Raw genomic sequence first — 16,310 nt, 5'->3', positions numbered from 1 at the left:
GTGAATTGTCCGACGATCGTTCCGACAAAAAACGATGACGCGCCCAAGGGATCGGGTTCAAAAAGTACGTTTACGGCTGCCAATAATTCCGCGAGTCATCTGCACTGCGTGGGCCTACAAGAAAATCTGGAGCGCGGATGAACATCAAACAGAAGTTGACGTGGGCGTTTGCAATCATTGCCTGCTTGCCCGTGGTACTGGTTGCCACCCTCGTTGTGCTGAACTTGCGCAGTGATGCCAAGGACGAATTCGTCGACAACAGCGGTCGCGAGATCCGTCAGGTCAGCAACGCCATGCAACTGTTCTTCGACGGCATCAGCCAGAACGTCGAATACCTGGCCAAGCAACCGCTGATCACAAACTCCGACGACAGCCTCAAGACCTACATGAATGCCAACGCCGCCAGCATTCCCCAAGGCGAGATGGACAAAAAAGTCTTCGGCTTCCTGCAAGACCTGGGCAACGCCCATCCGTCCTACGCCTACGCGATCCTCGGCACAGCGGCCGGCGGTTACGTGTCGTGGCCGGACGATGCCAAGCTGGCCAACTACGACCCGCGCCAGCGTCCGTGGTACAAGGCGGCCCAGGCCAAACCGGGCAAGCCGTTCCGCACCGAGGCCTATTACTGGGCCGAAAATGATACGTCCTACGTCAGCACCGTACGCACCATCGACAACAAGCTGGGCACCAACGGCGGCGTGGTCAGCATCGACGTTTCGCTCAAACAACTCACCGAACTGGTCAAACAGATCAAGCTCGGCGAAACCGGCTACCTGATGTTGCTGGAAAACTCCGGCACCGTCCTGGTCGATCCGAAACAACCGGAAAACAACTTCAAGGCCCTGGGCAGCCTCGGCGAGGGTTATGCGCAACTGGCCAAGGCCGGCAAAGGCCTGGTCGAAGTCGAACTCAATGGCGAGCGCTACATGGCCAACGTCTGGCCGTCCGAGCAACTGGGCTGGACCTTCATCGGCCTGATCAAGCAAAGCGATGTGATGAGCACCGCGACCCAACTGACCTGGTTGATCGCAATCATCGCCGCCGTGCTGGCCGTGGTCTTCGCCATCGTCGGCGCCAGTTTCGCCAGCGTCATCGTGCGTCCGATCCGCAGCGTGGCCGATGGCCTGGAAGGTATCGCCCAGGGTGAAGGCGACCTGACCAAAAACCTGCAAATCCGTGGCAGCGACGAAACCGCGCAACTGGCCAACTGGTTCAACCAGTTCCTGACCGCGATTCGCAACCTGATTCAAAGCATCGGCGGCGCCGCGACCAAAATCCTCGCCACCTCCAAGAGCTCGACCCAGGTCTCCAGCGACATGGCCGAAGCGGCCGGACGTCAGCGTGAAGCCGTGGACATGGTGTCCACCGCGTTCCACGAAATGGTCGCCACCGCCAACGAAGTCGCACGCTCGTGCAGCCAGGCGGCTGAGTCGGCCGACAGTGGCCAGCGCCAGGCGCGCGAAGGTCAGCAACAGATTGATGCAGCCGTGACCAGCGTTGATCGCCTGAGCCAGGAAATCGAACAATCGGCGCAGTCGATGCAACAACTTGAGCGCGACAGCAATGACATCCAATCGATTCTCGGGACTATCCGTTCAATCGCCGAACAGACCAACCTGCTGGCGCTGAACGCCGCTATCGAGGCGGCGCGGGCCGGTGAACAAGGTCGCGGTTTTGCGGTGGTGGCGGACGAAGTGCGGGCACTGGCCAAACGCACGGCCGACTCCACGGCGGAAATCGACGGCCTGCTCGGTAATCTTGCCAAGCGCACCAGCCAGGTCACTCAGCAGATGCATGCAAGCCTGGAAGTGTCGCAACAGTCGGTGACCCGCATCGGCGAGGCGCGCAGCAGCTTCGGGCTGATTCGTGAATCGGTGGACGTGATCCGCGACATGAACACCCAGATCGCCACTGCCGCGGAACAGCAGCATCAGGTGGCCGAAGACATTAACCGGCACATCAGCCAGATTCATGGCGATGCACAGTTGGTGGCCGAACTGGCGAACTCGGCGCGGCTTGATTCGCAGAGCCTGGCCGGGTTGTCGAATGAGCTGGACGGATTGGTTCGCCGTTTCAAAACCTGATCCAGCATCGCGTCGCGTCAATCGCGGGCAAGCCCGCTCCCACAGAGTTTTGCGCTGTCCTTGTGGGAGCGGGCTTGCCCGCGATGAGGCCGTCACTGCCGAAACAATTCTCCCGGCGTAAACCCGAACAACCCTTTGAATGCCGCAATAAACGCCGACGTCGAGTCATATCCACACGACAACGCGGCATTCGTCACGCTGTCCCCCTCCTCCAGCAAACTCAACGATGACAGTAGCCGCATCCGTTGCCGCCAGCTGCGAAAACTCAGCCCGGTTTCACGCTGGAACAAGCGCATCAGGGTTTTCTCCGACGTGCCCAGTCGCTGCGCCCACTCCTGCAAGGTCACGTTGCGCTCCGGACTTTCGATCAGCTCGTTGCACAGGCCCAGCAAGCGCTCATGGCGCGGCAACGGCAGCGAGAAACCGACTTCGGGCAGATTCGCCAACTGGTCCAGCAACACACTCACCAGCCGCGCTTGCGGGCTGTCGCCCTGTGGATATTCCACGGGCAGCAGGCAAAAACTCTTGATCAACTCCCGGGCCAGCGGCGTCACCTCCAGCACCCGACACCGGTCGTCCGCCCATTGGCAATCCTCACGACGCACATAAAGGCTGCGCATCTCGGCGCGCATCGAGGTCACGACTTGATGCTCGACATCCGCCGGAATCCAGATCCCCCACTGCGGCGGCGCAAAGAAACTGCCCTCGGCAGTGTGCACACCGAGAACGCCGCTGATCGCGTAGGAAAACTGCACCCAGTCGTGGCGGTGAGACGGCGTCCACGAACCGGCATTCAGGCTTTCCGCCCGCGCATACAGTGGGCGCGGCAGCACGGTCAGTGCGGGAATTGTCCGTTCGAGGGAGAGTTGTCCGTTAGTCGGCATTGATGAGCCTTGTGTCGCAAGGTTGCTAAAGAGTCGACGTTAGGCCAAGCCACTCCCGCATTCAACACCGCTGATCCCCTGTGGGAGCGAGCCTGCTCGCGATGGCGGACTGTCAGACGACATTAATGTTGAATGTGCCGCAGCCATCGCGAGCAGGCTCGCTCCCACAGGTCTTGATTCAACGCTCAACGATTGCGGTGACGCCTTGCCCACCCGCCGCACAAATCGAGATCAGCCCTCGCCCCTTGCCTGCAGCGTCGAGCAACTTCGCCAGGCTCGCCACAATACGTCCGCCAGTGGCGGCAAACGGATGCCCCGCCGCCAGCGAACTGCCTTTGACGTTGAGCCGGCTGCGGTCGATGGAGCCGAGTGGCGCGTCCCGGCCCAAGCGGGTTTTGCAGTACTCCGGATCTTCCCAGGCCTTCAAGGTGCAGAGCACTTGCGCGGCGAAGGCTTCGTGGATTTCGTAGTAATCGAAGTCCTGCAAGGTCAGGCCATTGCGCGCCAGCAAACGCGGCACCGCGTACACCGGCGCCATCAACAGCCCTTCGGCACCGTTGACAAAATCCACCGCCGCCGCCTCGCCATCGCGCAAATACGCGAGGATCGGCAAGCCGCGCTCCTTCGCCCATTCTTCACTGCCCAGCAGCACCAGCGACGCGCCGTCGGTGAGCGGCGTCGAGTTACCGGCGGTCAGCGTGCCTTTGGCGCTTTTCTCGAAGGCGGGTTTGAGCGAGGCGAGTTTTTCCAGGGTCAGGTCCGGGCGCAGGTTGTTGTCGCGGGTCAGACCGAGAAACGGCGTCATCAGGTCGTTGTGCCAGCCTTCGGTATACGACGCTGCCATTTTCTGATGACTTTCCAGCGCCAGTTGATCCTGCTCGGCGCGCGGAATGCTCCAGGTCTGCGCCATCAACTCGCAATGATCGCCCATCGACAGTCCAGTGCGCGGCTCGCCGTTGCGCGGAAACTCCGGAATGAGATGCCCAGGCCGCAGTTGCAAAAAGGTTTTCAGTTTGTCGCCAGTGGTCTTGGCACGGTTGGCCTGCAGGAGGATTTTGCGCAGCCCTTCGTTGATGCCGATCGGCGCGTCGGACGTGGTGTCGACGCCACCGGCAATGCCGCACTCAATCTGGCCCAGAGCGATTTTATTGGCTACCAGCAACGCCGCTTCCAGACCGGTGCCGCACGCTTGCTGAATGTCATAGGCCGGCGTGGTCGGCGACAGCCGTGAGCCAAGCACGCATTCGCGGGTCAGGTTGAAGTCCCGGGAATGCTTGAGCACTGCGCCCGCCGCCACTTCGCCCATGCGCAAACCGTGCAGGTTGAAACGCTCGATCAGGCCTTCGAGTGCGGCGGTGAGCATCGCCTGGTTACTCGCGGTGGCGTACGGCCCGTTGGAGCGGGCGAAGGGAATCCGGTTACCGCCGATGATCGCGACGCGACGCAGCTGAGTCATGAAAAGCTCCTGATGAAAATCCAAATGTGCGCTAAACCCCTACAGGGATCGCCACAAAATCCCGGGATAAAACCAATCTGCAATGTCCAAGCGTAGGCCTTATCTCGTGGATCGAACGACTGATTGCCATTCGTGGTCCACACTTTGAACCCCAGCTGCTGGAGCGCGTTCCATGTCTGACCGCTATATCGACTTCGTCAATTCATCCATCGGCCATCGTCTGGTCGGGGCCTTGGGTCTGCCGGCGCCGGTTCGGCTGGAACGCTGGCAGGCGGGCCGACTGCGTCCTGTCGAAGGGGCGCTGTTGATCGGCGGCGGGCCGCTGGCACAGAACGTCAGCGCTTTCGCCAACCGCCTGACCGATGCGATTTACAGCTACGGCAGCGAGCCTTCGATCGCCACCGCGTGGATTCCCGGTCACGGCCCGAAGCTAAAGGCAGTGGTGTTCGACGCCAGTCATCTGGTGCACACCGACCAGCTCAAACAGCTGCGCGAGTTCTTCCAGCCACTGATGAAAAACCTCGACGACTCTGCGCACCTGGTCATGCTCGGGCGCGCGCCGCAGACGTTGAGCGATCCGTTTGCGGCCAGCGCTCAGCGTGCCCTGGAAGGTTTCAGTCGTTCGCTGGCCAAGGAACTGCGCAGTGGCGGCACCTTGCAACTGATTCACGTCGGCGAAGGTGCCGAGGATCAACTGGAAGGCCCGCTGCGGTTTTTCCTTTCGCCAAAAAGTGCGTTCGTCTCCGGGCAAGTGATTGGTCTGACCCCCTGCGCCACGCCGGTGACGGACTGGACGCGTCCGTTGTCGGGGCGCAAGGCGCTGGTCACCGGCGCCGCGCGCGGCATCGGTGCATCGATTGCCGAAACCCTGGCCCGTGACGGCGCCGAAGTGATCCTGCTCGACGTGCCTGCGGCGAAAACCGATCTCGACGCCCTCGCCGCACGCCTCGGCGGACGCAGCATCACCCTGGACATCTGCGCCGAAGATGCCGCCACGCAGTTGATCGAACAGTTACCTGACGGCGTCGACATCGTGGTGCACAACGCCGGTATCACCCGCGATAAAACCCTGGCCAACATGACCCCGGAATTCTGGGACGCGGTGCTCGCGGTCAACCTCAATGCCCCGCAAGTGTTGACCAAGGCATTGCTCGACAGTGGCACCTTGCGCGACAACGGCCGGGTTATTTTGCTGGCGTCCATCAGCGGCATCGCCGGCAATCGAGGACAAACCAATTACGCGGCGAGCAAGGCGGGTTTGATCGGTCTGGCCCAGGCCTGGGCGCCGCTGCTCAACGCGCGCGGCATCAGCATCAACGCGGTGGCGCCGGGGTTCATCGAGACGCAAATGACTGCGCACATTCCGTTCGGCCTGCGTGAAGCCGGCCGACGCATGAGTTCGCTGGGCCAGGGCGGCCTGCCGCAAGACGTTGCCGAAGCGGTGGCCTGGCTGGCACAACCGGGCACAGGCGCGTTCACCGGACAAGCGCTGCGGGTCTGTGGACAAAGTGTTTTGGGGGCTTAGCGATGATCACTGATTGGCACACACTCAACCGCGAACCGAGCCTGCCAGGGTTGTACGTGCAGGCCGCGACGCGCCGCAAGATCACCGGCACGACGCTGCCCGATTCGGGTTTGCGTTGCTGGGTCGATGTCGATCCGAAACGCCTGGCGGCTTATCGCAACGTCTGCGGGTTTGCCGACAATGGTTTGTTGCCGCCGACGTATCCCCACATCCTGGCGTTTGCGTTGCAGATGCAACGGCTGACTGCCAAGGATTTCCCCTTCCCGCTGCTGGGGTTGATTCATCTGAGCAACCGCATTCGCGTCCTGCGGCCCATGGGCGGCGTCAACCGTGCGCGGGTCAGCGTGCAGGTGCAGAACCTGCAACCCCATGCCAAGGGGGCGACGTTCGACCTGCTGACCACGCTCGATGATCAGCTCGGGCCGTTGTGGGAAGCGCAAAGCCGGATGCTCTGTCGCGGGGTCAAACTGGAAGGCGAGCCGGTCGAGGATGTGCTGACTTCGACGTTGTCGCTGACTGAAGTCACCCGCTGGAAAGCGCCGGCAGACATTGGCCGGCAATACGCCAAAGTGTCCGGGGACTACAACCCGATTCACCTGAGTGCAATGAGCGCCAAACTGTTCGGTTTCCCGACAGCCATTGCCCATGGGTTGTGGAACAAGGCGCGGACACTCGCGGCGCTGAGCGATCACTTACCGATCGCCAACGTCGAGATTGCCGTGCAGTTTCGCAAGCCGGTACGCCTGCCCAGCGAGGTGACTCTGCTCGCCAGCACAGCGGGGGCCAGCGGCGATTTCCAATTGGTAGGCGCGGCGGAGCTGGAGCACATGGTCGGGCAATGGCGACCGGTTGCCTGACAGCAGATTCGAACCCCACACATAACCTGCAGGCGCTGGCTTGCCAGCGATGAGACCTTCGGATGTGCGTTGATTTTCAGGCCGCCATCGCTGGCAAGCCAGCTCCCACAGGATCGCGTCGGGTCAGTGACTCGGGATGGATACCTGGTTAATTGTGTATATATAACTTAAGTTTTTCTGCTGCCTCCAACCCTCCCCCCTAAAACTGCCCCATTGATTTAAAACGGATTTTTCTTTGACACTTCTCCCAAGGTATTAGTCCTTAGGCGGCACCCGCACGCCCGTATATAAGGGGTTAATACCAACTGGAGAATGGTGATTCAGAGCCTTTGCGATTGTTATGTGGACAACGGACGAAGGCATTGCCGACGACAGAACCGGCGAGCTATCGAAAACAACGACGTTGTTACAGGTGCAAGGAATCTCACTCATGAACACTCACGTTTGGTGTAATTCGGCAACAGCATTGGCGCTTGTCCTCTCTCTCGGCCTGACCGGATGCAGCAGCGGCGGCGGTGGTCATCACAGCAGCTCCGACGGCTCGTCCCCTGACAGCACGAACACGACGGGCGCCGGTGGCGCAAGTGGTGGCGGTACGGGCGGCGGCACCGGTGGAGGTACAGGCGGTGGTGGCCCGACCACGCCGACTGTCTCGCCGCTGGTGACCACCACACTGGTACAGGATGTCGGCACAACCGTCAGCGGCCTCGGCGATGGCGTCGGGCAGCTCGGCAATTCCCTGAGTTCAGTTCCCGTGGTGGGTGGCGTGGTTCAAAGCGTCGCCAACACCGCCGGCAATGTGGTCACCACACTGGGTGACGGCTTGGGCAACGGCATTGGCAAACTGGCCACCGACCCGAATGGCCTTGGCGTCACGGCCGCCTCGGTGGGCGGCGTGGTACAGGATGTCGGCAACGGTGTCTCCGATGTCAGCGGCAAGCTCGCCACCGCGACCAGCAGCGTCCCGCTGGTGGGCGGCGTGGTCACCAAAGTCGCGCCAGTGCTCGATGGCGTCGGCGAGAGAGTCACCATGCTCGGCGACACCTTGAGCACCGCAACCACCACAGGTCCTTTGGGTTCGGTGACCAAGGAAGTCGGAAGCAAACTGGTGCCGGTGATTGCCCTGGTCGAGAACACCACGGACAAAGTGGGCGACGCCACCGGCCTGGGCGATCCGCTCAAAGGCGTGATCAAGAAAGTCGGCGATACCGTCGATGGCGTGGGTGACAACGTCGCCGATGCCGGCAATGGCAATCCAGTGACCGACACCCTCGGCAACGCCCTGAGCGACACCGGCACCGCGGTTGGCAAGGCTGGTGGCCTGGTGTCCAACGGCAAGGATTCAGGCACCGGCAGCGGCGGTGGTCTGGGTGGCAACGGCCTGCTGGAAACCGTCGGCGGCGCGGTGGTCAATCTCGGCCAGGGCCTGGGCGCCAGTAACGGGGTGGTCGGCACGGCTGGCAAAAACGCTGTTGCCGGCGGCAATCTGGTCGCCACTGTAGGCGGCGGCCTGGGCGGCAGCGGTGTCGCCAATCTCGGCCCCACCGCCGCACTGGCCAGCGTCGGTGGCAACATCGGCACAGCGCTCAACCCGGTGACCAGCGCCGTCACCGGCCTCACCCAAAACGTCGGCGCCGCCACCGGCCTCGGCAGTCCGATCGCGGGTCTGACCGGCCAGGCCGGCGGCGCGGTCGCCAACCTCGGCGGCGCGATTGTCGCCAGCAATGCCAACCCGGTCACTGCGGCACTGGGTAACACTGTCACCTCCTTGGGCAATACCGTCACCGGCGTTGGCGGGTTGGCCAATGGCGGGACCGGCGGTGGTCTGGGCGGACTCCTCGGTGGCCTGGGCGGCAACAAACGCTGAATTGCACCTGGCCGATTCGACGGCCTTACCTACAGCGCCTACGCTTGGTTGGAGGCGGAAGATTCGCATGAGTCTTCCGCCCTTTCTTTGGAACACGAAGATCCAAATGATGTAGCGAATTGAACAGGGAGTGTCCTATGCGCGTTGCGTCTTTGCTGTTGCTCACCGTCAGTACCTGTACCTTTGCAGACACCCTTCCGAGTTTTCTCAACAGCAACGAAACCATTCGCAACCTCCCTGTCCCGAACCTCCCCGCCGACGCCTACCGCCCGACCGCTGCGCCGCTGCAAGTGCCGGAGCCCGGAGCGACCCAGGGCCAACCGTTGATGATGGGTACCAAAGTCACCCTCAAAACCGTGCAGATCGAAGGCGGGACGATTTACCCGCTCGGCGAACTGGCAACGCTCTTCCAGCCGTTGCTCGGCCACGAAACCAGCCTCGCCGATCTGATCGAAGCCACCCGCAGCATCACGCGTCGCTATCAACAGGACGGGTATCTACTGTCCTACGCGTTTCTGCCTCAACAGTCGTTCGACAATGGCGTGGTGCGCGTGGTGCTGGTGGAGGGTTACATCAAGGATTACCGGTTGCAGGGCGACGTCGGGCGGGTCAAGGGTCTGCTCGACAAACTGGTGGCCAAACTGCAAACCGAGCGCCCCCTGACGCGCAAGACTTTCGAGCGCTACACCACGCTGATGAGCCGCATTCCCGGCGTGACCTTGCAGGCACAAGTGCCGCCGCCGGGCACCACCGACGGCGCGGCTTACCTCGTTGCCCAGGCCAGTCGCAAGCCGTTTACCAGCTCACTGAGTGCGACCGAGGACAACCGCAACGGCACCCAGGCCTTGCTCGGCGCGAGCAGCAACTCGCAGACGGCCATGGGTGAACAACTGAGCCTCAGCGGACTGTTTCCACCCGGGGACGACGATGAGCATTACTACCGCCTGGACTACAACCAGTTCCTCAACGCAGAAGGCACGCAGCTGGCCTTGTCCGCCTCGCGTTACCGCGCCGACCCGGGCACCAACGTGCAACTGGACAACGGCATCGAACTCAAACCGCACCGGGAAAACGATCGCTACTCCATTGGCTTCAGTCACCCGTTCATTGCTTCGCCCAACGAGCTGCTCGGCGCTGGTGCGCGGTTGTACGCGGTCAACGACAAGACGCGTTATCAGGTCGTCGGCTTCCCGCTGACCCTTGAGGAACGCACCGACATTCGCGCCCTCGCCTTCGAAAGCGACTGGCGCAAGGCCGATGAAAAACAACTGCGCATTCTCAGCGGCGGGCTGTATCAGGGCATCGACGGCATGGGAGCAAAAACCAACAACCCTGAGCTAGACCTGGACTTCTTTCGCTTGCGGTTCTCAGGGGTGCAGAGCGACAAGTTTTTCGACAACTGGCAGGGAGTGATTTCGGCCGCGCTGTACTGGAGCGACGACACCTTGCCCGAAAGTGAACGCGCGGTTTTCGGCGGACAGAACTTCGGCCGCGGCTACCCCGATGACCAGGCCTCGGGCGACAAGGGTTGGGGCGTGGCGTATGAGCTGAACTACAGCTTCAACCGCGACGGCAATTGGGTCAGGGTGCTGCAACCTTATGTGGTGATGGATCGCGCCAGGACCTGGTTCAACGAGTTGCCGATCAAGGGCAACAACCTGTCCTCGGCGGCGGTCGGATTGCGATTTGGCGACGCGAAGTACTACAACATCGCGCTTGAAGCGGCCAAGCCGATGTCGGATGAGGCGCTGGATACGTTCAATCGCAAGCCGAGGTACAGCATCAGTTTCAGTTATCAGTTGTAGGCCGGGCACCCCGCCCCTGCAGAAACCGCAAAGGCTGAGCGATTGGGACTTCAGGACGTCATCGCTGGCAAGTCGAAGCGTCACTCCGCAGCGCCGACAGGGTCCGATGGTGTTGGGGGGATTGCTAAGGACTCGCCAGATTCAGCCGTGGTTGCGGAAACAGAGTGTTCAACGTCTCCAGCAACCGCACGTGATAAATCGGCTTGCGATACAGGTCGAGCACCTGCAAGCGCAACATGTCACTGACGTCCTCCATGTCCGCATGCCCCGACGTCACAATCACCGGCAAATGCTGACGCGACGTGTGCTCGCGCAACCGCTTGATCAACGACATGCCGCTCTCCTCCGGCATCCGCAGATCAGTGATGACCAACGCGATATCGGGGTGACGAGTCAGGTGGTGCAGCGCGAGCTTGACCGACGTGGCGGTGAGGCAATCAAAACCCTCGCCCTCCAGCAACTCTGCCAGTTCAAGCAACGCATCTTCCTCGTCATCGACCAGCAGAAGTTGTTGGCGCGCAACAGCGGGCGCGTTCATAGGCAACACCTGGAATGAACTATCGCTAACGTTGGATTTTTTAATTGCGGCAACTTACGGAGTGCCACCCAATGCCGTGGTGATTTTTCCAAAGATAGTCGTGATCGTCGTGCCCATTCCCGCACTGAGCCCCGCAATGACTACAGCCACCATCGCCGCAACAATCGCGTACTCGATACCTGAAGCCCCCTCAGTGTCTTTTGCCAAACCTTTGTAAAAAGCGATTTCGGATTTGATCTTCTGAGCGAGCTTGGTGAAGGACATGACATTTCTCCTTGATGGCGGCGGGTGTTGCGCTGTCGCAACATGATTCCCCTATGCCAGCATCAGCATTGTCGGCATTCCCCCTGCCAACAACTGTAAAAACGAATTATCACTAAAGTACTAGCCCTTTCGTTGACGTTAAAAAAACCGCATGCTTTGCGCCCTTCGCCAGTTATTTTCAAAGCAGTAATGGCGTTTCGCTCTAGCTGCGCTACCGTCAAATAGCGAAATAGTTCAAGTTCATAGCTGCCTGTTTGAGAAGTTGTCTCGTTGGAAAAGACGAGGTTGTTTGAGCAGCAGGAAAGGGAGAGCCGTTATGAACAGTCGTGTCACCCTGGGCCTGGCCGGCGTGCTGCTGGTGGGCGCCTTGATTGCCGGTTACTGGGGCCTGACGCTAAGCCGTCAACCCACTGCCGAACCTGTCGCGCAAGTTGACAGGGGTTCGTCCGATCCCACCCCACAGGCACCTGCTTCCGTCGAGGATCCCACCCGTCATCCGGTGGTAGTACTGCTGCGGGACCTCGCGCCGTTCGAGCAAATCACCGCAGCCGACGTGGCCGTGGAAAAACTCGCCATCGTCCCCGCCGGCAGCCTGAGCCGGATCGATCAAGCCATCGGAAAGACGACCTGGCGCGCCCTGGCCGCCGGCACCTGGCTCAATGACGAAAGCTTCGAGGCCGGCAGCAAACTGGCGCGAATGATTCGCCCCGATGAGCGCGCCCTCGCCGTGGCCGTCGATGAAGTTATCAATGCTGGAGGGCAACTGACGCCGGGGGATTATGTAGATGTGCTGCTGTTTTTGCGTCTGGACAGCAACAACCCGCAGCCATCGGCTCAATTGGTGGTCCCGGCCCTGCGCGTACTCGCGGTCGGCGAGCAGTTGGGGCTGACCAACGACGGCCAACCCGCCAGCCCGGCGCACAGCAGCGAAGAAAAGCTCAAGCAGGAACAGTCGCGCGTCAGCGCGCGGACGGTGGTGCTCGCCGTTCCCGAAGCACTCTTGAGTCGTCTGATGCTTGCGGCTCAGGCCGGGGTGTTGCGCCTGGCGGTACGCAGCGCCGAGGAGAAACGCCTGGCCCGTTACTGGGCTGGCGAAAGCGATGCTTCGGCCAACCTCGCCGACACCAACCGCGAGCTGATCCAGTTCAACCAATTGGCCATGACGCCCGCGCCCAAGCCCATCACCACCAGCAGCATCGTCGCAGCACCGCGCAAGTCGAGTGTGGAAGTCATTCGCGGCAACGAAATCACGCAACAAACTCCCTGAATCGTGCAAGGACGCATCTAAATGCGCAGACGTTCCATGCCCATGTTTCAAGGCCTGCTATGGGTCACTTTGTTAAGCGGACTGCCGCTGACGGCGACGTTCGCCGCCGTTGGAAATTGCGCCGCACTCGCGGCATTGCCGGCAGTGCTGGAAGTCGGAGAAGGGCTGCAAAAGGAGGTGCAGGCCCCGGTGGCGATCACGCGAGTGGCCGTGGGCGATCCGAAAATCGCCGACGTGCGTGTCAATGGCAACCAAGCCTTTTTGCTCACTGGTATGGCGCCCGGCGCCACCAGCCTGATGGTCTGGACAGCCTGCGCCAGCGCACCGCGCCAGAGCATGGTGTTCGTTCAGGGGCGGGCCACGGCGGCCATGACCACTGCCACGCAACTGCCGTCCGATAACCCGTTGCTGCCGTCGCAAGTGCAGACCGATATCCGCTTTGTCGAAGTCAGCCGGACCAAACTGAAAGAGGCCGGCACCTCGATTTTCGGCAAGGCCTCGAACAACTTTCTCTTCGGCGCCCCTGGCACGGTACCCAACACCGGCGTCACGCCGGGCGTCGTGCCGCTGTTCAATATCGATCCACGTATCGCGGCGCCGAGCATTCCCTTGCTCAACGACAGCTTCAACATTGTCTGGGGCGGTGGCAGCAGCAAATTCCTCGGTATCGTCAACGCCCTGGAAGGCAGCGGCTTCGCCTACACCCTGGCGCGACCAAGCCTGGTGGCCCTCAGCGGACAGAGTGCGAGTTTCCTCGCGGGTGGTGAAATCCCGATCCCCGTGCCCAGCGCCAACAGCAACAGCTACTCCATCGAATACAAGGAGTTCGGTATCCGCCTGACGCTCACGCCGACCGTGGTCAGCCACGACCGCATCGCCCTCAAAGTGGCACCGGAAGTCAGCGAACTGGATTACAACAACGGCGTGACCATCGGCGGCACCACCGTGCCGGCGTTCACCATTCGCCGCACCGACACCAGCATCTCGCTGGCCGACGGCGAGAGTTTCGTCATCAGCGGTTTGATCAGCACGCACAACGCGTCCGAAGTCAGCAAGTTTCCCGGGCTGGGCGATATTCCGATTCTCGGTGCGTTCTTCCGCAACTCTCAGCTCAAGCGCGAAGAACGCGAACTGCTGATGATTGTCACGCCGCACCTGGTGCAACCGCTGGCCGCCAACGCACAGTTGCCCTCGTTGCCCGGGGAAAAACTGCGCAACTACGACCCGAACTGGTATCGCCTGTACTTCCTCGAAAACGGCAACTTCGACAAACGCAGCGGGTTATCGCAATGAGCCAGAGTCCAAGCCTGAGTCAGACCTTCCTCGCGATTACACGCAACAGCACCGACCTTGAGTGGCTGCAAGGCGCCCTCGCGCCATTGGGCCAGGTGGTCAGCGCCGGTGGCGGCAGCCTCGACGAGTTGCTGGCGCTGGTGGACGTGACCTTCGCCACCCTGGTATTCGTCGGCCTCGATCGTGAACACGTGGTGGCCCAGAGCGCATTGATCGAAGGTGCGCTGGAAGCCAAACCGATGCTCGCGATCGTCGCGCTGGGCGACGGCATGGACAATCAGCTGGTACTCAATGCGATGCGCGCCGGGGCCCGGGATTTCGTCGCGTATGGCTCGCGCTCCAGTGAGGTCGCCGGCCTGGTGCGCCGGCTGAGCAAACGCATGCCGTCGGTGGCGCCGAATACACAACTGGGCGGGTTGACCGTGCTCTACGGCGTGCAGAGCAACGCCGACGGGGCACTGCTTGCCACCCACATGGCGCAAGTGGTGCAGAAGAGTGGGCAGCAAACGCTGTTGCTCGACCTTGGCCTGCCACGCGGCGACAGCCTGGCACTGCTCGGCCTGGAAAGCTCGTTTCACTTCGGCGATGCCCTGCGGCATTTGCGGCGCCTCGATGCGACGCTGATCGACAGCGCGTTCACCAGCTGTGATGCCGGGCTGCGAATCCTCGCCTATGCCAATAACGATGAGCCCCTGGACCACACCAGCGCCGCCGAGTTGTACATGTTGCTCAGCGCCTTGCGCCAACACTTCCAGCACATCGTGGTGAACCTCACCGGCCAGTCCGACAGTGAAGCCTTGCGCACCTTTGTCAGCCATTGCGACAAGTTGATCTGGTACACCGACCAGAACGTGATCGACTGCCGCCGTAATCTGGCCCTGCTCACCCTCTGGCGCGAAAAAGGCATGAAGCTCGATCACGCCCGACTGCTGGTGGACCGCTACCTGCGCAACGTCGCGCCGGACTCGGAAACCCTGGGTAAAAGCTTCGGCATGGAAGTCATCGCAACGCTCGCCTACAGCCCGGAAGTACGCCTCAATGCCAAAAACCAGGGCGTCACCCTGTTTGAACTGGCCCCCCGCGAAGGCCTGACCCAAAGCCTGCGGAACCTCGGCGAATGCCTGGCCAGGCGCTCCGAAGGCCTGACGAAACCCAAGGCGGGCTGGTTCACCCGCTTGAGGGGCACGCCATGAACGGCGAAAAACTGTTCGGCGCTCCGGTGCGCACCACCACTGGCAACACGGACCACGAAGGCCTCAAACTGGTGCTGCACCGCTACATCATCGACGCCATTGAAGAGTCGGGAAAAAACCTGCTGGAAGGCTCGCGGCAAGTGTTGTCGCAGTTCGTCATCGACAAAGTAGCCGAGTACATCGCCCGTTTGCACCTGGCGATTTCCCGCTATGAGATGGAGCGTCTGGCCGAAGAAATCGTCGATGAGCTCACCGGTTTCGGACCGTTGGAAGTGCTGCTGCGCGATCCGGCGGTCAGCGAAATCCTGGTCAACGGGCCGCATCGGGTGTTCGTCGAACGCGACGGCGTCCTGCATCAGAGCGACCTGCGTTTTATCGACGCGCATCACGTCGAACGCGTGATGCAGCGGATCCTCGCCCCCCTCGGCCGACGCTTGGACGAGTCATCGCCGATGGTCGATGCGCGCTTGCCGGATGGCAGCCGGGTCAACGCGATCATTCCCCCGATCGCCCTCGACGGCCCGTGCCTGTCGATTCGAAAATTCCGCAAAGACATGCTCAAAAGCACCGACCTGATGGCGATGCAAACCATCGATCAGGCGATCCTGGAGTTCATTCAGGAGGCCGTGGGCAAACGCTGCAACATCCTGATCAGCGGTGGCACCGGCACCGGCAAAACCACGTTGCTGAACATCCTCAGCCAGTTGATCAGCCCGCACGAACGGCTTGTCACCATCGAGGACGTGGCCGAACTGCAACTCGGCCACCCGCACGTCGTGCGCCTCGAAACCCGGCCGCCGAATGCCGAGGGCCACGGCGAAGTGAAGGCCAGCGACCTGATCCGCAACGCCCTGCGGATGCGTCCCGACCGGATCATCCTCGGCGAGATTCGCGGCGTCGAAGTGGTCGATGTGCTCACCGCGATGAATACCGGCCACGACGGTTCCATGAGCACCGTGCACGCCAACAACGCCCAGGATGCGCTGTTGCGCCTGGAAACGCTGGTCGGCCTGACCGGCCGCACCATCGCCGAACGGACCCTGCGGCAAATGATCTGCGCGGCGCTGGACGTGGTGATTCAGTTGACGCGCATGCCCGATGGCCGCCGCTGTGTCAGCGAAGTGGTGGAGGTGATCGGCATCCGCGACGACGTCTACGTCACCAACACCCTGTTCCGTCTCGACCGGCGCGGCGGGTTCGGTTTCCTGCGCGAGGCGGTCAACCCCGCTGGCGACAAACTGCGCCGCGAGTCGGCGCTTTCTCCCTCCGCGTATTGA

The 16,310-nt window shown here is 61.7% G+C and carries 13 protein-coding genes and 1 pseudogene; 10 read left to right on the top strand and 4 right to left on the bottom strand.

The window, feature by feature from the left end:
* Positions 1 to 137: 137 nt before the first annotated feature.
* Both F8N43_RS30050 and F8N43_RS30045 read left to right on the top strand, forming a co-directional pair.
* Positions 138 to 1,226 (top strand): annotated as a pseudogene (locus F8N43_RS30050) (cache domain-containing protein); the annotation flags it as partial.
* A gap of 90 nt (positions 1,227 to 1,316) precedes the next feature.
* Positions 1,317 to 2,084: a methyl-accepting chemotaxis protein gene (locus tag F8N43_RS30045; protein WP_412072603.1), complete on the top strand. Its 768-nt coding sequence runs from the start codon at positions 1,317 to 1,319 to the stop codon at positions 2,082 to 2,084.
* Positions 2,085 to 2,176: 92 nt separating this feature from the next.
* On the opposite strand, the gene F8N43_RS26385 is transcribed toward F8N43_RS30045, so the two are convergent.
* Positions 2,177 to 2,968 carry an AraC family transcriptional regulator gene (locus F8N43_RS26385; protein ID WP_150634127.1) on the bottom strand — a complete coding sequence of 264 codons (792 nt, stop codon included), beginning with the start codon at positions 2,966 to 2,968 and terminating at the stop codon, positions 2,177 to 2,179.
* A 178-nt stretch (positions 2,969 to 3,146) separates the two neighbouring features.
* Positions 3,147 to 4,424, bottom strand: a complete 1,278-nt coding sequence (locus F8N43_RS26380; RefSeq protein ID WP_150639593.1) for an acetyl-CoA C-acetyltransferase — start codon at positions 4,422 to 4,424, stop codon at positions 3,147 to 3,149.
* A 172-nt stretch (positions 4,425 to 4,596) separates the two neighbouring features.
* Between F8N43_RS26380 and F8N43_RS26375 the strand changes: the two genes are divergently transcribed.
* The 4 genes from F8N43_RS26375 (at position 4,597) to F8N43_RS26360 (ending at position 10,478) form a co-directional block, all read left to right on the top strand.
* Positions 4,597 to 5,949 (top strand): 3-oxoacyl-ACP reductase, encoded by a 1,353-nt coding sequence (locus F8N43_RS26375; protein WP_150654575.1) that lies wholly within the window; start codon positions 4,597 to 4,599, stop codon positions 5,947 to 5,949.
* Positions 5,950 to 5,951: 2 nt separating this feature from the next.
* Positions 5,952 to 6,806: a MaoC family dehydratase gene (locus tag F8N43_RS26370; RefSeq protein ID WP_150639595.1), complete on the top strand. Its 855-nt coding sequence runs from the start codon at positions 5,952 to 5,954 to the stop codon at positions 6,804 to 6,806.
* 430 nt (positions 6,807 to 7,236) lie between these two features.
* Positions 7,237 to 8,673, top strand: a complete 1,437-nt coding sequence (locus F8N43_RS26365; protein WP_150654574.1) for a collagen-like triple helix repeat-containing protein — start codon at positions 7,237 to 7,239, stop codon at positions 8,671 to 8,673.
* Positions 8,674 to 8,810: 137 nt separating this feature from the next.
* Positions 8,811 to 10,478 (top strand): ShlB/FhaC/HecB family hemolysin secretion/activation protein, encoded by a 1,668-nt coding sequence (locus tag F8N43_RS26360; protein ID WP_150654573.1) that lies wholly within the window; start codon positions 8,811 to 8,813, stop codon positions 10,476 to 10,478.
* Positions 10,479 to 10,602: 124 nt separating this feature from the next.
* Here the strand turns inward: F8N43_RS26360 and F8N43_RS26355 are convergent, their stop codons facing one another.
* Entirely contained in the window at positions 10,603 to 11,016 is a 414-nt protein-coding gene (locus tag F8N43_RS26355) for a response regulator (RefSeq protein ID WP_150634548.1), read from the bottom strand.
* Positions 11,017 to 11,070: 54 nt separating this feature from the next.
* Positions 11,071 to 11,280 (bottom strand): Flp family type IVb pilin, encoded by a 210-nt coding sequence (locus F8N43_RS26350; RefSeq protein ID WP_150654572.1) that lies wholly within the window; start codon positions 11,278 to 11,280, stop codon positions 11,071 to 11,073.
* A gap of 316 nt (positions 11,281 to 11,596) precedes the next feature.
* Between F8N43_RS26350 and cpaB the strand changes: the two genes are divergently transcribed.
* The 4 genes from cpaB to F8N43_RS26330 are packed head-to-tail and all read left to right on the top strand — an operon-like array spanning position 11,597 to position 16,310.
* Positions 11,597 to 12,547 carry a Flp pilus assembly protein CpaB gene (gene cpaB / locus F8N43_RS26345; protein WP_150639600.1) on the top strand — a complete coding sequence of 317 codons (951 nt, stop codon included), beginning with the start codon at positions 11,597 to 11,599 and terminating at the stop codon, positions 12,545 to 12,547.
* Positions 12,548 to 12,568: 21 nt separating this feature from the next.
* A complete protein-coding gene (locus F8N43_RS26340; protein ID WP_150634545.1) occupies positions 12,569 to 13,840 on the top strand; it encodes a type II and III secretion system protein family protein in 1,272 nt (423 codons plus the stop codon).
* Positions 13,837 to 15,033: an AAA family ATPase gene (locus F8N43_RS26335; protein ID WP_150654571.1), complete on the top strand. Its 1,197-nt coding sequence runs from the start codon at positions 13,837 to 13,839 to the stop codon at positions 15,031 to 15,033. The genes F8N43_RS26340 and F8N43_RS26335 overlap by 4 nt, the downstream gene beginning before the upstream one ends.
* Positions 15,030 to 16,310 carry a CpaF family protein gene (locus tag F8N43_RS26330; RefSeq protein ID WP_150634543.1) on the top strand — a complete coding sequence of 427 codons (1,281 nt, stop codon included), beginning with the start codon at positions 15,030 to 15,032 and terminating at the stop codon, positions 16,308 to 16,310. Before F8N43_RS26335 ends, F8N43_RS26330 begins: the two co-directional genes overlap by 4 nt.

It is taken from the genome of Pseudomonas fluorescens (assembly GCF_902498065.1).
Classification (GTDB): Bacteria; Pseudomonadota; Gammaproteobacteria; order Pseudomonadales; family Pseudomonadaceae; genus Aquipseudomonas; species Aquipseudomonas fluorescens_BJ.
This window is presented reverse-complemented; position numbering and strand designations above follow the sequence as displayed.